Consider the following 20,204-nt stretch of genomic DNA (forward strand, 5'->3'; position numbering starts at 1 on the left):
ACGTAAAATTATAAATTAAATGTATTCTACGTTTAAAACTTCGTATTCGACTTGTCCACCTGGTGTAGTGATAACAACGACATCATCTAACTCTTTACCAATCAACCCACGCGCAATCGGTGAGTTAACAGAAATTAAGTTTTCTTTAATGTTAGCTTCATCATCACCAACAATGCGGTAAGTTTGCTCTTCTTCGGTTTCAACATTTAACAGCGTCACTGTTGAACCAAAAATAATTCGACCATTGTTATTCATCTTTGTAACATCAATGACTTGAGCATTTGATAATTTTGCTTCAATTTCTTGTATACGACCTTCACAGAAACCTTGTTGCTCTCTTGCAGCATGATATTCCGCGTTTTCTTTTAAGTCTCCGTGTTCACGAGCTTCAGCGATAGCGGCAATAATCTCGGGACGACGAACACCTTTTAAATATTCCAGCTCTTCGCGTAATTTTTCTGCACCTAGAACTGTCATAGGGATCTGATTCATGTGTTAATACCTCAATACTATTCCTAATAAAAAATAGGTATCATCCTGATTTTTTATACTAACAACACAGAGAAAAGGATCTATTTACTCTTCTCAAGACAAAAAAAGACACAGGCAACCTTAAATTGGGCCTGTCTCTACATATATTCGATGAATGAGGGGACGCTATTATATTCCCAACTCATGCTGTTGGGACGTAAACTAAACCTCCCAGACTTAAAACTAAATCTAACACAACAGACGCATTGCTTCACGCCTTATCTCTCTTTATAAAGAGATAAACAGACTTTTTCCGATAATGAGCTAATCCTGCTTGTTACCGTTTACTTTTGCCCTCATTGCCCTTTAGTATTAGCCTCTGGCAATCAATACTGTAACGTTACACGCTATAGTCACGGATAGAGAAATTATGCGCTTACTATCAACATTTCGACGGATACTCTACACATTAAGTATCATCAGTTTTTCAACCCAAGCGATACCTGTTGAAAACTACACATCCCTTCTCCCCGAAGGAACTCAAGTAGGTTTAATTACTCAACCCGTTGGCGCTGCTTCTCCTAACCTTAATTATCATGCCGATCAATTAGCACTTCCAGCAAGTACTCAAAAAGTGGTGACTGCACTTGCGGCATTACTTCAATTAGGTGGAAACTATCAATTTACAACAACAATGGAAACAGAAGGTAAGATAAAAGACAATCAGCTTATTGGTGATTTGATCTTTCGTTTTACAGGCGATCCTACATTAACTCGCCAACAATTAAGAGCAATGGTTGCCGTATTAAAACAATCAGGTGTTACAAAAGTGCATGGTGATTTGCTTATTGATACTTCTGCTTTTTCAAGCCATGACAAAGCACCCGGTTGGGTTTGGAATGATCTAACTCAATGCTTTAGTGCCCCACCTAGTGCTGCTATTGTTGATAAAAACTGCTTTTCTGTCTTACTGCAAAGTGGCAAAAAAGAAGGTGATATTGCCACAATACGTAAAGCCTCTTTCTATCCTGTAACCGTTTTAAGTGAAGTTGAAACTTATGAGAAAGGCTCAACTCGTACCCGTTTTTGTGAATTAGATGTCACTGTTCGTGATTTAAATACCTATGTAATCACAGGTTGTATTCCTAAACGTGACGATGCAGTCCCTTTAATGTTCTCTATCCAAGATGGTGCTCATTGGTCTGGTACAATTTTAAAAGAAGAGTTACAGCGTGCCAATATTGAACTTGATGGATATGTCAAACGTCGATCTCAACTAAAAGCGCCAGTTACTGTACTAGCACAGACACAATCAAAACCATTACATAACTTACTGACTACCATGCTAAAAGAGTCTGACAATATGATTGCAGACACCGTATTTAGAACTATTGGCCGTGAGTATTATGGCGTTGCAGGCACTTGGCGCTCTGGCGCAGAAGCAACCCGTGCTATTTTAAAACAAAAAGCCGGTATTGATTTAGGAAATACTGTTATGGTTGATGGCTCTGGCCTTTCTCGTCATAATCTCATTTCACCTGCAACCATGATGCAAATCCTTCAATACATTGGACAACATGAAAGTGAATTAAATTTTATTACCATGCTTCCCCTTGCAGGACATGACGGTACATTACAGTATCGAGGCGGTTTTCATGAAGCGGGTGTTGATGGCAAAGTTTCTGCCAAAACAGGGTCATTAAAAGGGGTTTACAATCTTGCGGGCTTTATGACCACGGCAAACGGACAAAAAGTGGCGTTTGTACAATACGTTTCGGCGTATTCACCTCCTACACAGAATCGTAATGCTGGACGTGCTTATTTAGTGCGTTTTGAAACAAATCTGTATAAAGATATGTATAACAACCGCTAGATTTACACCTGATAATATAAGTAATAGATATGAAAAACGCCTGACTAATCAGGCGTTTTTTATTTTAATCACAATTAGAATGATGATTAGCGTTGGTAGATAAACTCAATACCTTCGTCGTCATCTTCATCCCAATCATCATCATTTTCTTCTTCGAAATCAGGGTTTTCAAGCTGTTCTTTGTGGTAATCATCCCACATAAAGTCAACTTTTCCTGGCTCTGCCTTAGTTGCAACAATATCTTGCTCACGCGGAGTAACATTCAGGAATTCCATGATATTCCAGCAAAGTTTTTTCACACCTTCCTGGTTGATGGCCGCTATCATGTAATAGTTTTCATCCCAACCCAGCGCTTCAACAATTGCTTTTGCCTTCTCTTTTGCTTCTTCAGCATCGAGAAGATCAACTTTATTGAACACTAACCAACGTGGTTTTTGTGCTAATTTTTCGCTGTATTTCTCTAATTCAGAGATAATAATTTTTGCATTTTCCACAGGATCCGATCCATCAATAGGATCAATATCGATCAAGTGTAATAATACACGACAGCGTTCTAAGTGTTTTAAGAATTGGATCCCAAGACCTGCACCATCAGCAGCGCCTTCGATTAATCCGGGAATATCTGCAACCACAAAGCTTTGGTGATTATCCATGCGCACCACGCCTAAGCTTGGTACTAATGTTGTAAATGGATAATCAGCAACTTTAGGTTTTGCTGCTGATACAGCGCGAATAAATGTGGATTTACCCGCATTCGGCATACCAAGCATCCCCACATCAGCTAATAACATTAGCTCTAATAGGACTTCGCGAGATTCACCTGGCGTTCCCATTGTACGTTGACGTGGAGCACGGTTAACCGATGATTTAAAACGAGTATTGCCTAAACCGTGGAAGCCACCTTTAGCAACCATCTGCTTTTGGCCGTGAGCAGTTAAGTCAGCAATGACTTCATTTGTTGCTAGATCACGGACACGCGTTCCGACAGGAACACTGATAGTAATATCTTGACCACGCTTACCAGTACAGTCACGACTGTGACCATTTTCACCACGTTCTGCGCGATAGGACTTTGTAAAACGGTAATCAATTAAGGTGTTAAGGTTTTCGTCTGCAATCATATAGACATCACCACCATCACCACCATCACCACCGTCTGGTCCCCCGTTAGGGATATATTTTTCGCGACGAAAGCTTACACAGCCGTTACCACCATCGCCCGCGACGATTAGGATCTTGGCCTCATCAACAAATTTCATGATTTTACTCCGTATAGTAGCCATTAACGTGCTGGATGGCCGAAATTACCCAGAGATGGCCTTTTTTAAATATAAAAAGCCCCGCAACATATTTGCAGGGCTTTTGACTCGGTGCTTAAAGGACCAGTAATTATTCAGCTTCGATGCTGATAAATTTACGGTTGTTTGGACCTTTAACTTCGAACTTAATTTTTCCGTCAGCTAATGCAAACAGGGTGTGGTCACGACCACAACCAACGTTAGTACCTGCATGGAACTTAGTACCACGTTGACGAACGATGATGCTACCTGCTAATACAGCTTCACCACCGAAACGTTTAACACCCAGACGTTTTGCTTCGGAATCACGACCGTTACGAGTCGAGCCGCCAGCCTTTTTATGTGCCATTGAACTACTCTCCTAAACCTTAAGCGATACCAGTGATTTTAACATCAGTAAACCACTGACGGTGGCCCTGTTGTTTACGGCTGTGTTTACGACGACGGAACTTAACAATCTTAACTTTATCGCCGCGACCGTGAGCAACCACTTCCGCTTTAACTTTAACGCCCGCAAGGATTGGAGCGCCAATTTGAATGTCATCGCCATTAGCGACCATCATTACAGTATCAAACTCGATTGTTTCGCCAGTAGCTACTTCCAGCTTCTCTAAACGAATAGTTTGACCTTCGCTGACTCGGTGTTGTTTACCACCACTTTGGAAAACCGCGTACATATAAACTCCGCTTTCCGCACACTCCCAATATGTATAATTTGAGTGCACAATTAAAATATTCACATAGGGCGCGAATTCTACGCAAATTTAGTGCCGATGACAAGTACAGATCGCAAACTAGCGTTAAAAAAAAGAGTTTTTTACACGATATTTATTTCAGCCATTTTTAAAGTACAATCTAAATTATAAGAGAGTAAAATCTGTGGCATGATCATTTTTATTAATAATAACGCGCTCATTGGCGAGCCAAAGTCGAAAAAACATGAATTTAGAATCTATTATAAAACTAACATCCGCTGATATGGCTGCGGTAAATGAGGCAATCCTTTACCAGCTTAATTCAGATGTTTCTTTGATAAACCAACTTGGTTACTACATCATTAGTGGTGGTGGTAAAAGGATCCGACCAATGATCGCAGTGCTCACTGGACGAGCATTGGACTATCAAGGTGACAAACATATCTCGGTCGCAGCGCTTATCGAGTTTATTCATACTGCAACGTTGTTACATGATGATGTTGTTGATGAATCTGATATGCGCAGAGGAAAACAAACGGCAAATGCTGTCTTCGGAAATGCAGCCAGTGTCCTTGTTGGCGACTTTATTTATACACGATCCTTCCAGATGATGACGGATCTTGATTCAATGCGTGTATTAAAATTAATGTCTAGCGCCACCAATGTGATCGCTGAAGGTGAAGTTTTACAATTAATGAATTGTAACGATCCTGACATTTCTGAAGATGACTATATGCAAGTTATCTACAGCAAAACAGCTCGTCTGTTTGAAGCGGCTTCTCATGCATCAGCCATTCTTTCTGGTGCGACACCTGAGCAAGAAAAAGCATTCCAAGATTATGGTCGTTATCTTGGGACTGCTTTCCAGCTCATTGACGATTTGCTTGATTATGATGCAGATAACAACCAGCTGGGTAAAAACACTGGTGATGACCTTGATGAAGGTAAACCAACGTTGCCATTACTTCATGCTATGCATAATGGCAATGAAGAAGAATCCCAATTAATTCGCCAAGCCATTGAACAAGGTAATGGCCGCCATTTATTGGATACTGTTTTAAATACTATGAAACAGTGTGGCTCTTTGGAATATACCCGTCAAAAAGCAGAAGAAGAAGCAGACAAAGCGATTGAAGCTTTATCAATTATACCTGACTCACCGTATAAAGATGCGCTTATTGGGCTTGCTCACGTCGCTGTACAACGTCAATCATAACTTTGATGTATAAACCCTCGTAGTTATGTAAAGAAGCCCGCTAGAGCGACTACGTCGATTCTGGTGGGCTTTTCAATTTATTGAGCACTTCTTCGTTTTCTCGTTCGATAGCATCCTGATTATCCGCATCAATATAGCTAATGAGCTTTGCCAGCCCTTCACGTAGTACGAATTTCACAATCTTTTCTCGTTCCGATTTTGTCAGTTGATAATAAGCTTCAACCCAAATCAAAAAAGCATCCTGACGTTTTGATAAATACTCAGCCGGAGGTTCATGTGCAGCAAGCACACTAATCACCTCATCAGGTAGACTTTTTACGGAATACTCGACAGCTTTTCCCTGCACGCCACGTTTACGACGGTTTTCCCATCCTTCACGACGCGCCATCAAGTTAACTCCCTGCGGTGAGTTAGGTAACCCCGCAAGCCCCACTAATTCTTTCGCTGTATACCATTCTTTTTTCATGATCTCATCTCACATTCAACTAAGAGGTTAGTCAGATAGATATCTGTTGCGGATAACCCAATAATAGATTCTTTAAAATCGCTTAATCATTGACGACTTTTTCTAAAAAACTTCTAATACCATCCCGCAATATCAGCTCTGTTAATGTTTTTTGTTCACCATCATTTAGTTGTTGGAATGCTTTCACCCAGATAACGAGTGGCTCCTCTTTTTTATTTAGTTTGTAATGTGCTAATGGCTCATAAAGTTCTAGAGCAATTAAAGTTTTTTCTGGTAAACAAGAATAATGATATTCAACACCACTACCTTGCTTATTTTTTACATTTTGTTTTTGCCAAGACTCTCGTCTCGCTTTCGAATTTACACCTTGTGGTGATTTAGGTAATCCACCTATACCCGTCAATTCCTTTGCCGTATACCACTCTTTTTTCATTATGTTTCTCTAAAATTGTTATCAACTTCAAAAAAGAAATTATTAAGAAAAAAATCAGAAATCTTTTTAGAAAAATAATGTTATTTTATTTTCTAAATAATCAGTTTAAATGCTTTAGGACATTTCTAATAAACTGTTATTTATACCACTAACACAGCAATCAATTTTATAGAAAAAGGATTAAAAATGATTTCAAGGAAATCTGATTGGCATCCTGCCGATATTATTGCCGCACTTAGAAAACGAGGAACAACACTTGCTGCCATCTCTCGCCAAGCAGGGTTAAGCTCTTCAACACTCGCTAATGCGCTGTCACGCCCTTGGCCTAAAGGAGAGAAAATCATTGCTGATTATCTTGGTGTAGCTCCTAGTGAAATTTGGCCTAGCCGTTATTTTCATCCTGAAACAGGAGAATTACTTGAACGAAAGATTCGTACCAAAACTAATAATTAACTAATAATTACAGATATTATAATTAATAAAAAAAACCGCTGATATAGTATCAGCGGTTTTTATTTAAATTTGCATTATTTTTATAGAAAAAAAAGTATTTCTTTATTTATTAATAAATTCTTCACCAAGAATTATATCTTTTTTCAATACATCTAACATGCCATTAAGAGATTGCTTTTCAAAATCACTTAATTTACCAATAGATAAATATTCCTCTACACCGTTTTTACCTAAAAGAATAGGTTGGGCAAAGAAACGGGCATATTCTCCGTCGCCTTCTGTATAGGTGCATTCAATAACATTTTTCTCGCCATTTAGAGCGCGAATTAATGAAAGACCAAAACGAGCGGCAGCTTGGCCCATAGATAATGTTGCGGATCCACCACCTGCTTTTGCTTCAACAACCTCAGTACCTGCGTTTTGAATGCGTTTAGTCAGTGCTGCAACTTCGTCATCAGTAAATGAAACGCCGTCAACTTGAGATAATAGAGGAAGAATAGTCACACCGGAGTGTCCACCAATCACAGGAACGTTAGTTTTTTGTGGATCTTTACCTTTTAGTTCAGCAACAAAGGTATTGGCGCGAATAATGTCGAGAGTGGTGATACCGAAAAGACGTTTTTTATCGTAAACGCCTGCTTTTTTAAGCACTTCTGCTGCGATAGCGACGGTTGTATTCACTGGGTTAGTAATGATACCGATAAGTGCTTTCGGACAATTTTGTGCAACCTTTTCAATTAAGTTACGCACGATACCTGCGTTAACATTGAAAAGATCTGAACGATCCATGCCTGGTTTACGAGCAACGCCCGCAGAAATCAGAACAACGTCAGCGCCTTTTAGCGCAGGAGAAGGATCTTCACCCGCAAAACCTTTTACAGTAACTTGAGTTGGGATATGACTTAAGTCAGCTGCGACACCCGGTGTGACGGGAGCGATATCATATAAAGAGAGTTCACTACCAGCTGGAAGCTGATTTTTAAGAAGAAGTGCCAGTGCCTGACCAATACCACCTGCTGCACCGAGAACTGCTACTTTCATTCTGATACTCCTTAGTTTACGAGATAGTGGAACGCCTTCGAGATACTCACTATTACGCAATTCACTTTTTAAAAAAACAATTATTTAACAGCAACATTGCATAATAAGGCATTTTTAGTGAAAAATAATACTTTGGTTATTCTAAACAAATTGCTTATCTGTTAATGAGATAGTGGACACCCTTTTGATAAATAATTTCAATAAATATGGCAAAGTGTTAAGTACACCATCATCCTTGTGATAATCATTTAAGCTTATCATTTATTTAACAAATACTTTACTTTCTTTAAGCTATCACATTCACGTGCTGTAAATAAAATTTTTTTGCAGTACATTCTACTTTACAATTTTGAGGAGGCTATCACTCGCATTTCTTCGTCTTATGTTGCATAAAAATTCACTTCTCTGCATAATACACAGGTTATTGATAACTCACTAAAGGTGAACTATGCGCGTTCCTTCTAAGCAAGAAGACTTGGTTAAAGCGTTTAAAGCCCTGCTGAAAGAAGAAAAATTCAGTTCACAAGGCGAGATTGTGACTGCATTACAAGAGGCTGGATTTGATAATATTAATCAGTCCAAAATCTCTCGTATGCTAACAAAATTTGGTGCAGTAAGAACCCGTAACGCCAAAATGGAAATGGTCTATTGCCTTCCTACTGAGCTTGGCGTACCAACAGCAAGCAGCCCATTAAAAAATCTGGTACTCGATATCGATCATAACCATTCTGTTGTGGTGATAAGAACGAGTCCAGGTGCGGCACAACTTATTGCACGTTTATTAGACTCATTAGGCAAAGCAGAAGGTATCCTTGGCAGTATTGCAGGTGATGACACTATTTTTTCAACACCGGCACCGGGATTTTCTACGGAAGAATTACGAGACGCTATTCTGAATCTTTTTGATCAAGAATTATAATTAGCCTTTCTACAGCTTCAAAAAATAAGCCACTGAAAATTCAGTGGCTTATTTATTTTTAATACTGACTATCAGAATCTTTAGGCTGTGCTAATTTTGCGAGCAGTTTTCCATGAATACCCCCAAAACCACCATTGCTCATAATCAAAATATGATCGCCCGCTTGAGCTTCTTTCGCAATCATATCGACTAATGTATCCAGATCTGTACTCCAGCGAGCAGGTTGCACACAATGCTCTGCGATATCACTCACTAACCATTGAATATTAGGTGGCTGGAATAAAAAGACTTCATCAGCACGGCCTAATGCAGGTGCGATATCATCCTTGCTAATTCCCATTTTCATGGTATTTGAACGAGGCTCTAGCACTGCAATAATACGAGCTGTTCCACCGACTTTACTGCGTAACGCTTCAAGCGTTGCCAAAATCGCTGTGGGATGATGTGCAAAGTCATCATAAACACTGACTTGATTAACTTCACCACGTAACTCTAAGCGACGACGCGCATTAATAAATTTATCTAATGATTTACAAGCATCCGCAGGTAAAACACCAACGTGGTGCGCTGCAACAATCGCCATTAAGCCATTTTGCATGTTGTGTTCACCAGAAAGTCCCCAACACACCTCTCCGACTCGCTCACCTTTGTGGAATACCTCAAAATGGCTACTGTCATTACTGAGTTTTTTAGCTTGCCAATCTCCAGTTTCACCTGTGAATTCTTGTTCACTCCAACATCCCATTCCAATGGTCTGTTTTAAATTCATATCATTATCAGGCATGATGATTTTTCCAGTACCTGGGACAATACGAACTAAATGATGGAATTGTTTTTGAATTGCCGCCAAATCATCAAAAATATCAGCGTGATCAAATTCAAGATTATTTAAAATCAATGTGCGTGGAGCGTAATGAACAAATTTAGAGCGCTTATCAAAGAAAGCACTGTCATATTCATCTGCTTCAATCACAAAGAAGGGGCTTTCACCTAACTGTGCAGATACTTGGAAATTACCTGGTACACCGCCGATTAAAAATCCCGGTTTATAACCACAGTCTTCTAAAACCCAAGCTAGCATACCCGCTGTTGTTGTCTTGCCATGTGTTCCAGCAACGGCTAACACCCAACGTTCAGGCAAAATATAATCATGTAGCCACTGAGGGCCAGAGGTATAAGGCAAACCTTTTTCAAGTACAGCTTCAACACAAGGATTTCCTCGTGTCATCGCATTACCAATAATCACCATGTCAGGGGCAGGTTCTAATTGTTTTGGGTCATATCCCTCAATCAGTTCAATTCCCTGATTTTCTAATAAAGTACTCATGGGTGGATAGACATTAGCGTCTGAGCCTGTGACTTTATGTCCCTTTGCTCTAGCGAGAATGGCAAGACTTCCCATAAAGGTGCCACAAATACCAAGAATATGAATGTGCATGAATTTCTGTCCAATAGCATGAAGTTGGTCACTATTCTAACGATCAAAAAGCAGATAAGAAACGGATTAACCTTTGAATCATCCGATTCTTTGGCTAAACTTGCCACCACCAAGGAGATTTTCTCTCCTTTTTTACTTTACCCACTCACATTCAGGACCTGCGTCATGAAAACATTAGGCGAATTTATCGTCGAGAAACAACAAGATTTTCCCCATGCAACTGGTGAACTTACTGCATTGCTTTCAGCAATTAAGCTTGGGGCTAAAATTATCCACCGTGATATTAACAAAGCTGGGTTAGTCGATATTCTTGGTACTAACGGTGTTTCTAATGTTCAAGGTGAAGCCCAGATGAAACTGGATCTTTACGCGAATGAGAAACTAAAAGCTGCATTAAAAGCGCGTGGTGAAGTTGCGGGTATCGGATCAGAAGAAGAAGATGATATTGTTATCTTTGAAGGTGATCGTGCTGAAAATGCTAAGTATGTTGTACTAATGGATCCTTTAGACGGTTCGTCGAATATTGATGTAAACGTTTCCGTCGGAACAATTTTCTCTATTTACCACCGTATTACACCAATTGGTCAATCTGTCACTTTAGATGACTTCTTACAACCAGGTCATCGTCAAGTAGCAGCAGGCTATGTTGTTTATGGCTCATCAACCATGTTAGTTTATACAACAGGTTGTGGTGTTCATGCCTTTACTTACGATCCATCTTTAGGTGTATTCTGTTTATCTCATGAAAGCGTACATTTTCCACCAACAGGAAATATGTACTCAATCAATGAAGGTAACTACATCAAATTCCCATTAGGCGTAAAAAAATATATTAAGTATTGCCAAGAACAAGACGCAGCAACAAATCGCCCTTATACCACACGCTATATTGGTTCTTTAGTTGCTGATTTTCACCGCAACTTACTGAAGGGGGGGATTTATATTTATCCAAGTACTGCAAGTCACCCTACTGGTAAATTACGTTTACTCTATGAATGCAATCCAATGGCGTTCTTAGCCGAACAAGCTGGCGGTAAAGCAAGTAACGGTAAAGAGCGTATTCTAGATATCGAACCAACAGAACTTCACCAACGTATGCCTTTCTTCGTAGGCACTAAATCGATGGTTGAACAAGCTGAAAGCTTTATGGCGCAATATCCAGACGAAGAATAATCCATTCGTTTGGCACTAACATAGATAAACCGGACTTCTTATTCGTCCGGTTTTTTCATCTTTGAAAATAGTGCTTCCTTTTATTTACTGCTTATTTTTACGTCAGAACTCAACATGTTCGGCAAAAAACGGGTATTGTTAAAAACTTTTCGCTATACTACAGGCCACGTAAAATTAATTTTTTTATAGGAAATTTTTTATGAGCCTGAATCATGTTCCTGCTGGTAAAGAACTACCAGAAGATATCTATGTTGTTATTGAAATCCCAGCAAATGCTGATCCTATCAAATACGAAGTTGATAAAGAAAGTGGCGCACTGTTTGTTGACCGTTTTATGTCAACTGCAATGTTCTACCCATGCAACTACGGTTACATCAACAACACGTTATCTTTAGATGGTGACCCAGTAGACGTTCTGGTTCCAACTCCATATCCATTACAACCAGGTTCAGTTATCCGTTGCCGCCCTGTTGGCGTACTGAAAATGACTGACGAATCAGGTGAAGATGCGAAACTAGTTGCAGTACCACACACTAAACTGAGCAAAGAATACGATCACATTAAAGATGTGAACGATCTGCCAGAACTGTTAAAAGCACAGATCAAACATTTCTTTGAACACTACAAAGATTTAGAAGCTGGCAAATGGGTTAAAGTTGACGGTTGGGAAGGCGTAGAAGCCGCTAAAGCTGAAATTCTGTCTTCTTTCGAACGCGCTAAAAAATAATCCTTTAGTAAATCAAGATATTACAAGGCAAATAACACCCTAGTATTAGGTTTATTTGCCTTTTATTTCTTCATCTTTTAGCTCCCTATTTTCAGTTAAAAAGTGTGCCTTTAAATTTAATAAATTAAAATCCACTTTCTTCCCTACTTGTTCTCACATCTTATGTTCTCTTTTGTTCATCATAGATAAATTACCCTCTTTAAATCACAAATATTAACTTTCGCATACTTTCAAAAACACCTTCGATTGGTTTCATGTGATCAATTCAAAAGAAATTGAAGATTTTTTAATCTATGTTACTACCATATCTAATAAATAAGAGAGGTTAAAATGTCTATAACACGTCGAGATTTGTTAAAGGGTGCTGCCGTGGGTGCGACAGGATTATCACTGGTTTCACCACTGTCTGCATTATCCTCATCAACAAAAGAGTATATAACCCCATTAAATACACCTAAAAACCCTAAGAATATTTTAATTATTACCGCAGACCAATTAGCAAAGCGAGGTATCTCTGCTTATGGCAACAAAGAGGTAAAAACTCCCGTTATCGACTCGATTTTAAATACGGGAACAAGTTTCCATAATGCGTATTGTGCTTATCCCTTATGTGCTCCTTCAAGGGCTTGTTTTTGGACTGGAAAATTACCACACCAGACAGGCATTATTTCCAATGACAGTCCAAACATACCAGAAACAATGTCCACATTAGGAACGTTGTTTTCACAAGTGGGATATGAGTGTAAACATTTTGGAAAACAGCATGATTATGGCTCATTAGAAGGATTTGATTGTGCACCTCAAATAGAAAAAGAATTTAATGCTCACCCCGCCTTTCCTGTTGATTATGATACGAAAGAAGATGTGTATTGTTTAGAAGAAAGCCTGAAATATATCAATTCACTCCCCAAAAGAGAGGAAAAAAAGCCATTTTTATTAGCCGTTGAATTTAATAATCCACACAATATAAATGGATGGACAGGAAATTTTGCGGGTGAGCATGGTGACATCGAAAATATCGGACAATTGCCACCTTTACTTGATAACTTTGACACTGCCGATGACCTTAAAAATAGACCTAAAGCTATTCAATACGCTTGCTGTACACATAACAGAGTTATGCAATCAGGGAAATGGAATGAGAGAAATTTCCAGCAATATCTCAAAGCCTATTACTATTTTACTGAATTGGTAGATAGTTATATAGGACAAGTTATCAATGCATTAAAAGAGAGTGGGTATTGGGAAGATACGCTTATTGTCTTCTTCTCTGACCATGGTGATGCAATGGGAGCACATCGATTAGTCGCTAAAATGAATTGGTTTTATGAAGAATCGACAAATGTGCCTTTTGCATTTTCAGGCCCGGGTATTCAATCTGGCGCTTTAAAACATGAATTAACATCCCTTTGTGATTTATTACCCACTCTCTGTGATTATATCGGAATTGATTACCCTAAAAATATTTATGGTCGCTCTCTGTACCCATTATTAACCGGAAAGACAGTGAAAGAATGGAGAAATAGTGTCATTTGTCACTGGAATACTGACCGAAATGTCGATGTCCAACCAGCTAGAATGTTAAGAACAGAAAACTTTAAATATATTATTTACAAAGAAGATGAAGAAGAAGAACTCTACGATATGGTTAATGATCGAGGTGAAACCCAAAACCTCAGTCACCATCCTGATTATCAACAAATAAAAAAAGAATTACGGATCAAATTAGACAATGAAATCCGAAATAATTCAGATCCTTTTTATATTCAAGAAGTAATTATTAATAAAAAATGGCGTAGCCATGAAGTGGGATATCAACACCATACAGGTGAAACAAGTATTCAAGTTTATCAGAAAAAAATTAGACCATTATTGGCTGAAAATGAAATAGATAAAGCGAGACGAATGCGACTTAATTTATATAAAGAAGCACGCCTCTCTTATATCTGTGAAAAATAAACATTTAGTTATTTCTCATATAAAAACGGCTCGATATCACTATCAAGCCGTTTTCAGACACCTTTCAGTAAGAGGTAAATTTAACCGATTACTCTTCTTCGTGACGTTTTAGCCAGTCACCGCATTTTATTTCACGTAAACCATCAACAGGCTTTTGATAAAGATAGATCCAAGCACTACCATAAGGCGTTGAAATCAGTTGGCGCTTGTAATCCTGATCGTTCTTTTTCAATTCATCGAGCTCTGTCAAGATAGAAGGCGTTATTCGATAGACTTCGCACTCTATCTCCCCTTCACCTTCAATAACTGCAGGATAAAACCCTAAATCATAGAGTTTATATCCCACTAACTTATGCTCACCTAAAAGCTGTGCATAGGTCATCCAGTGATGGTTACCTTGGTTTTGCCGTAAACTACCATAAACAATAATTCGCATATAATTTAAAACTCAAATTGATAAAGCAGATCTATTGCCTGATTCATACCAGACACTGCTTGTAAATACAACCTGGGCATCAAGCGATAACGTAAAGTTAACGTCGCTAGCGAATCAAATATACCCACTCCATACTTCACTTGTAGATCGTTTGTGATCTTACCGCTGACCACAACTTGTGAGTTATCCCCTACACCTTGTGTATCAAGCGCTAAATCAGAAACACCAAAGGTTTCACCAATACGTCCTACAAGCTGACCACTTTGACCAACACCTAATCCTATCAGCATTGCCGTCATTTGTGATGAATCCGCATCACCACTTTTATCTAACCCTTCACCTCTTAGCAAGTAGGATAACGCTTCTTGCTGTGTAAAAGCGGGTTCAGAGAAAATTTCAACTTTAGGTTTATCTGCAAGCCCTGTCACCCGAACACCAGCAATCACATTATTTGCCGTATTTTCAGGATTACGAATAGCTTCAATATTTAAGTAAGGTTGATCAACTGGCCCTGAGAACAAGATTTGTCCCTTACGAACTTGCAGATCTTGCCCATAAGCTTTGAATTCGCCTTTTGGAATATCTATCTGACCGTTTAAACCTAGTCCTTGTTTACTCTGATTGACTTTAAGCGCTCCCGTCAATCTAGCTTTAAGCCCAAATGCGTCCAGTGTCACATCATCGCCAATATTAATGGCTAAATTACTTTGAATTGGAATCGATGTCTCTTTTGGTACAATCGGCTGCAAGTTTTTATCCAGCATCACTTCATCAGAAGAAGCGGATACTGCTGACTCTGGTAAGTCTTGAACAACGATACGTGCCCAAGGAATATCAATACGTCCATCTAGTTTTAGTAAATCAGGGCGAGCCTCAAACACTAAATCAGGATTAACATCAATACGTACCATCGGAGGTAATGCAACACGTAGCTTATTGCCATTTGCAGCTACTACTGCGTGCCATGCATCTAATTTACGCCAATCGGCATTACCAGTAAGATTTAAGTAACCTTCAGGGGTTTCGATTCGACCGCTTAAATCAGACGTCGCACCATTAAATTGAACATCAACATTCCCTTTCGTAATATCAAACGGGATCCAGTGCCCAACCACTTTTAATTGATTGATACCAAATTGACCAAATAGCAGTGGTGATTGAGCATTTCCGCCTAAACGTAATTGCGCACCAACACGACCTTCAGCTATTTCACCTTTACCTAAGAACGGTTTGATTAAATCTAATGTCAGATTATCAATATCCACCGTACCTGATAGCTGGCGCTTTTTCTCGAGATCTGCAACATGCACATTCCCTTTAATATCACCATTGCCTGCAATACTAATCAGCCATTGTAATGTTGCTTTGCCGTTGTTAACGCCTGCGTTTAAGGAGATAGCATCAAAATCAATAGGTAAAACAGTGCCTTCAATATTTTGTTTTACTGCAACACCTTGCCCTTTTAGATTTACCGATGCTTTCGGTAATCCACCTTTTGAGTTCCATGTTGCGGTGGCATCACCAGTAAATACACCTCGGACAGAAGTCTCTGGTGGTAAGAAAGGTTTGATCATAGCAAGATCAAAACGCGTCAATGTAATTGCCGCAGATCCGCTTTCACCCACAGTTATCGCTTTAGGAACACAAACTTGTGCATTTGGGTTTACCCAACAGTGAGAGCCAATGGTGACTTCTTGCTTTTCTACCAACAAATTCAACGCCATGGCTTTATTTAAACGCCATTCACCCACTGGAGTATCAAATGCCGTATTATTTAGCGTTCCTTTCCATTGCTGTTTTTCTTTATCGAATGAACCCGCTAATGTCAGCCCACCAGAAACTGGCTCACCATCCATTTTTAGTGTCAGTTTATGCTGTTTTTCTGTACCAGCAGCATCCAACGTTAAATTGCGAATAACTAAATCGGCTTGTTTTAACTGACGAGCAGTAATAGCGAGTTTACCACCAATTTCTTTATCCGCTTGAACATCACCTTTGATGGTGATGGATTCGACACCGACTTGATCTTGCCATTTAATGCCGTGAGCGTTGATATCAGCAATAATCTTAGGTGTATTAATATCACCCCGAACATTAACTTTGCCTTTAATAACACCCGCTAATCCAGGTACTAAACCATTTAATCCTGGAGCGTTGATATTGGCATCTAATGCCCATTTATCACCTAAATGCCCTTCAATATCGAGGTTATTTTTACCCAAGATCAGTTTTAACTGGGGAATATTCCATTGGCCAGAATCATTACCATAAGCATTACCTCTCGCTTTGATAAGATTGTTTTTGATATTGCCATCTAAGGTAATTTCAGGCACACGTAATTGCCAACTTCCACCATACAGGCTACCTGTTGTGGCAATGCGTCCATCTAATTTCGCTGGCATATCAGGGTACTGTTTTGCCGTATTAATTCCTGAAATAGAGAGCAATGCATTCCAGCTAATTGCCTTACTCCAATCAGCAACACCCGTAATATCAGCATGACCTTGCAAGGCAGCTAAACGTAAACGTGTCAGCTCTATTTTCTCTTCATTTCCTTTTGCATCCAGCATTAATTTGGCGGGCGGGATCTCCTGACCTTCAATATCAGAACGTAATGAGAGATCATAGTTATCTGTCTGACCATTTAAGCGTAATCGAGTATCGTTAAGTTGATACTGTATATCGCCTGTTAATGGCCAACGAACTTTTTGGCTTTCAAGAGTCAGTTTTAAAGGAAGGTGTGGTTTTGCCAGTTCAGCTTGAGCATCCAAAGTTGCTGTAACTGTTCCTGTTAAAGAAAGTGCTAATTTAAGCTCTTCCAGTAATGCTCCTTGTAAAGAAAGCGTCGCTTTTTGATCTTTAAAATCTTCAAGCCCTGCGACATCACGGACAGTCGCATTCACATCTAAATTAACAGGCCACTGTTTATCTAGGGTAATTCCCCCATTTAAACTCACTTCACCTTCTGGTGCATCAATATTTAATTTAGTGAGATTAACCTGCTTACCTTGAGTCTTTGCTACAAACAATAATTGGTTAATCGTAACAGGTGTATCACCACTAACCTGTAATTGCTTACCTTCAATTCCTTCAATATTAATATCAACGGGAATAATAATTTCAGGTAATTCGGCTAATAATGGTTTAGCAAAAATCGCTTTAATTGTCTCGGCTAACGCCTGTTCTTTTTCTTCTTGTGTTGTGGGCTCAGTTTGAGGTTTTGCAGTTGCGATTTCTTTTACATCTTGAGCCGTTGCTTCAACACTCCCTTCTTCTGGTGTCTTTGGTAATGCCACCAGCAAATCATTAATAAGTGTTGGATTTAATGTAACTTGGCGACCTTCCCACTGCGCACCAGTTTTAAATTCGCCTAACGAGATTGCCATATCGTCAATCTTCACATGCGTATTTTCTAATGAGAGTGAATTTAAATAGATAGGTAATGGCGCATTAAGCTCTGTTAGAGGCTCTGATGGAGGTGTTTCTTCAGAAGGAGGGAAAGCGCTAGTATCAACATTAACAACAACATCTCGTGTGCCTAATGTATCGACACAAACTTGTTTATCCGTCAAGCACGCTAAACGTAATCCTAATGATAATTCACCCACGTTCACGTCAACTCCAGGCATTTGATATTCAACACCCGTTAAACGCAGGTCTTGCCAGCCACCACTAACATCTTTGATAACTAAGCCAGGAACCCAACGAGCTGCGCTATTAATAGCAAAATGCAATCCCGATTGTGTTCCCAAAATCCAAGCGACAGCACCGAATGTAAGCAAAATAATGATAAGGAGTGTTAGCGCAATCCATTTCAACCACTTTTTTATCATAACTCTGCTCCTAACCCGATATAAAACTGGAGTCTACGTTTATCAACGTCACTCACAGGTAAAGCTAAATCAAATTTAATTGGACCAACTGGGGATGCCCAACGAACACCTGCACCCGCACCTGTTTTAAAATCACTGCGCGTAAAATCATTAACTGCTTCACCACTATCAATAAAGACAGCACTCCACCAGTTACCCGTGATGTTATATTGATATTCTAACGATCCCACAAGCATTCTTGATGCCCCCGTTAAATTACCTTTACTATCTTCTGGTGAAATACTTTGATATTTAAAACCACGGACACTTCTATCACCACCAGCAAAGAAACGTAATTCAGGCGGTACTTGCTCAAACGCGTTGGTTTCAATCCAACCAAAGTTACCTCTTACCACAAAACGGTGTCCATCCCATGGTGTACGTATCCAAACATGTTGCGCTTGAAATGCAGCAAACTCGACATCAGAGCCCCATATTTTATTGGAGTAGTCTAATGTATAACGTTGGCTATCCCCCCAAGAAGGCATCATACCGCCTCGTTGACGAACTCGACTTGCTGTAACCCCCGGATAAAGCAACATAGTGGTATTCGTAACTTCACCTTGGGTAAAGTGGCTGAGGCTCCAACGTGTATTCACACTGTATTGCCAACCTGTTGACATATCCCAGTTACGAGACACATTTAGCGTTGTGGTATCAGAGCGGGTGTCATTCAGATCGGTACGTTTAAAACCGCCCTGAACTCCATAGTATTGCTCTAATGGATTGACCTTCAGAGGAATTTTATAGTTGGCACCAATAGACTGTTCAGGCTGAGAAACACTGATATTAGAGGTTAAGCTGTGTCCTCGTGAGTTCATCCAAGGCTTATCCCACTGCATATTAAGACGAGGGCCCACATCAGTAGCATAGCCCCCACCAAGCTCAACATAGTTGCGAGAGCGAGGTGTTACAACAGCACTCATCGGTAACAGGTGAGTACCATCAGCGCGCGCTTTAGCAATATCAGGCGTCACAACCGCAGAATTAAACCACCCAGTTGCTGCTAAACGGCGATTAAATTCAGCCAGATCTTCTGAGGCGTAATATTGCCCCTCTTTAAAAGGAACAATATTTTGTAAATAGTCTTCACGGATTTGGGAGCCCGTATAATTCACTTTTCCAAAACGATAGCGTTCCCCACTATCAAAAACAAAATCCCAATATGAAGCATGATTATCTAAAGAGACACCCAACTGGCTTTTTTGCATTTCTGCATCAAAATAACCACGGCGAATTGCAAGCCCTGTTAATGAACCTTTGAGTTTCTCGTAATCTGCATGGTTTAAAACACTATCAAGAGGAGGCGTATTTTCTTTAATGACTTTTGCATATTGGCTATCTGTTTTAGCACCACCTTCAAGAACTACATCAACGCCTTTCAGTAAAATAGGAATACCCAGTTCAACTTTAGCGGTTAATACAGATCGTGCAGGCGGTGTATTTTCTTCATAAGAAAATGTCACTTTGGGCTGATAATAACCTAAAGGGCGAAGTCCTTCTTGAATTGCTTTTTCAACACGCGCACGAAAACGCCCGTCAGGTGCAACTTCTTCTGTTGTAATGTTTGATAGCTGGACTCGCGCATTTTTTTCGAGCTGCCCTTCTAAACCTTCTACTTTTAAACGCAAATTTGCCCCATAAACAACAGGCGCGATAAAAGACAGACAGAGAACGTAGATAACGGAGTATCTCGGCACGTTTTCTCCTCAATATTATTTAATCCATGTGATA

The 20,204-nt window shown here is 39.6% G+C and carries 18 protein-coding genes; 7 read left to right on the top strand and 11 right to left on the bottom strand.

Going from position 1 to position 20,204, the window contains the following annotated elements:
- Nucleotides 1-15: 15 nt before the first annotated feature.
- Nucleotides 16-492 carry a transcription elongation factor GreA gene (gene greA / locus DK857_RS08425; RefSeq protein WP_069369849.1) on the bottom strand — a complete coding sequence of 159 codons (477 nt, stop codon included), beginning with the start codon at nt 490-492 and terminating at the stop codon, nt 16-18.
- 409 nt (nt 493-901) lie between these two features.
- Between greA and dacB the strand changes: the two genes are divergently transcribed.
- Complete coding sequence (gene dacB, locus DK857_RS08430; RefSeq protein WP_109401975.1) at nt 902-2,344, top strand: serine-type D-Ala-D-Ala carboxypeptidase; 1,443 nt, start codon at nt 902-904, stop codon at nt 2,342-2,344.
- Between the two features lie 86 nt (nt 2,345-2,430).
- Here dacB and cgtA read toward each other — a convergent pair whose 3' ends face one another.
- The 3 genes from cgtA to rplU all read right to left on the bottom strand — a co-directional run bounded on the left by cgtA (nt 2,431) and on the right by rplU (nt 4,319).
- On the bottom strand, nt 2,431-3,603 hold the full coding sequence (cgtA, locus tag DK857_RS08435; RefSeq protein WP_109401976.1) for an Obg family GTPase CgtA: 1,173 nt from the start codon (nt 3,601-3,603) through the stop codon (nt 2,431-2,433).
- A 130-nt stretch (nt 3,604-3,733) separates the two neighbouring features.
- Nucleotides 3,734-3,991, bottom strand: coding sequence for a 50S ribosomal protein L27 (gene rpmA, locus DK857_RS08440; protein WP_006535706.1), 258 nt, complete (start codon nt 3,989-3,991; stop codon nt 3,734-3,736).
- A gap of 19 nt (nt 3,992-4,010) precedes the next feature.
- A complete protein-coding gene (rplU, locus tag DK857_RS08445; protein ID WP_006535707.1) occupies nt 4,011-4,319 on the bottom strand; it encodes a 50S ribosomal protein L21 in 309 nt (102 codons plus the stop codon).
- Between the two features lie 262 nt (nt 4,320-4,581).
- Here rplU and ispB point away from each other — a divergent pair, with 262 nt between their 5' ends.
- Complete coding sequence (ispB, locus tag DK857_RS08450) at nt 4,582-5,553, top strand: octaprenyl diphosphate synthase (RefSeq protein ID WP_075672813.1); 972 nt, start codon at nt 4,582-4,584, stop codon at nt 5,551-5,553.
- A gap of 49 nt (nt 5,554-5,602) precedes the next feature.
- Here the strand turns inward: ispB and DK857_RS08455 are convergent, their stop codons facing one another.
- On the bottom strand, nt 5,603-6,019 hold the full coding sequence (locus DK857_RS08455) for a DNA-binding protein (protein ID WP_023583583.1): 417 nt from the start codon (nt 6,017-6,019) through the stop codon (nt 5,603-5,605).
- Nucleotides 6,020-6,101: 82 nt separating this feature from the next.
- Entirely contained in the window at nt 6,102-6,452 is a 351-nt protein-coding gene (locus DK857_RS08460; RefSeq protein ID WP_098941361.1) for a DNA-binding protein, read from the bottom strand.
- A 186-nt stretch (nt 6,453-6,638) separates the two neighbouring features.
- Between DK857_RS08460 and DK857_RS08465 the strand changes: the two genes are divergently transcribed.
- Nucleotides 6,639-6,905, top strand: a complete 267-nt coding sequence (locus DK857_RS08465; protein WP_075672811.1) for a helix-turn-helix domain-containing protein — start codon at nt 6,639-6,641, stop codon at nt 6,903-6,905.
- A 102-nt stretch (nt 6,906-7,007) separates the two neighbouring features.
- Here the strand turns inward: DK857_RS08465 and mdh are convergent, their stop codons facing one another.
- Nucleotides 7,008-7,946 carry a malate dehydrogenase gene (mdh, locus tag DK857_RS08470; protein ID WP_088493988.1) on the bottom strand — a complete coding sequence of 313 codons (939 nt, stop codon included), beginning with the start codon at nt 7,944-7,946 and terminating at the stop codon, nt 7,008-7,010.
- Between the two features lie 448 nt (nt 7,947-8,394).
- Here mdh and argR point away from each other — a divergent pair, with 448 nt between their 5' ends.
- Nucleotides 8,395-8,865: a transcriptional regulator ArgR gene (argR, locus tag DK857_RS08475; protein ID WP_006535714.1), complete on the top strand. Its 471-nt coding sequence runs from the start codon at nt 8,395-8,397 to the stop codon at nt 8,863-8,865.
- 58 nt (nt 8,866-8,923) lie between these two features.
- Here argR and mpl read toward each other — a convergent pair whose 3' ends face one another.
- The gene (gene mpl, locus DK857_RS08480) at nt 8,924-10,303 is read right to left on the bottom strand and encodes a UDP-N-acetylmuramate:L-alanyl-gamma-D-glutamyl-meso-diaminopimelate ligase (protein ID WP_109401977.1); all 1,380 of its coding nucleotides are present in this window, start codon (nt 10,301-10,303) and stop codon (nt 8,924-8,926) included.
- A 165-nt stretch (nt 10,304-10,468) separates the two neighbouring features.
- Here mpl and fbp point away from each other — a divergent pair, with 165 nt between their 5' ends.
- From fbp to DK857_RS08495, 3 genes are all read left to right on the top strand, one after another.
- The gene (gene fbp, locus DK857_RS08485) at nt 10,469-11,476 is read left to right on the top strand and encodes a class 1 fructose-bisphosphatase (protein WP_109394679.1); all 1,008 of its coding nucleotides are present in this window, start codon (nt 10,469-10,471) and stop codon (nt 11,474-11,476) included.
- 199 nt (nt 11,477-11,675) lie between these two features.
- On the top strand, nt 11,676-12,203 hold the full coding sequence (ppa, locus tag DK857_RS08490; RefSeq protein ID WP_098941362.1) for an inorganic diphosphatase: 528 nt from the start codon (nt 11,676-11,678) through the stop codon (nt 12,201-12,203).
- A 330-nt stretch (nt 12,204-12,533) separates the two neighbouring features.
- Nucleotides 12,534-14,162, top strand: coding sequence for a sulfatase family protein (locus DK857_RS08495; protein WP_109394683.1), 1,629 nt, complete (start codon nt 12,534-12,536; stop codon nt 14,160-14,162).
- An 88-nt stretch (nt 14,163-14,250) separates the two neighbouring features.
- Here DK857_RS08495 and DK857_RS08500 read toward each other — a convergent pair whose 3' ends face one another.
- The 3 genes from DK857_RS08500 to tamA are packed head-to-tail and all read right to left on the bottom strand — an operon-like array spanning nt 14,251 to nt 20,170.
- Nucleotides 14,251-14,598, bottom strand: a complete 348-nt coding sequence (locus DK857_RS08500) for a gamma-glutamylcyclotransferase family protein (RefSeq protein ID WP_023583593.1) — start codon at nt 14,596-14,598, stop codon at nt 14,251-14,253.
- Between the two features lie 5 nt (nt 14,599-14,603).
- Entirely contained in the window at nt 14,604-18,431 is a 3,828-nt protein-coding gene (gene tamB / locus DK857_RS08505; RefSeq protein ID WP_202611067.1) for an autotransporter assembly complex protein TamB, read from the bottom strand.
- A complete protein-coding gene (tamA, locus tag DK857_RS08510; protein ID WP_109401978.1) occupies nt 18,428-20,170 on the bottom strand; it encodes an autotransporter assembly complex protein TamA in 1,743 nt (580 codons plus the stop codon). Before tamA ends, tamB begins: the two co-directional genes overlap by 4 nt.
- Nucleotides 20,171-20,204 lie beyond the last annotated feature (34 nt).

It is taken from the genome of Proteus terrae (genome assembly GCF_003144325.1).
Taxonomy (GTDB): domain Bacteria; phylum Pseudomonadota; class Gammaproteobacteria; order Enterobacterales; family Enterobacteriaceae; genus Proteus; species Proteus terrae.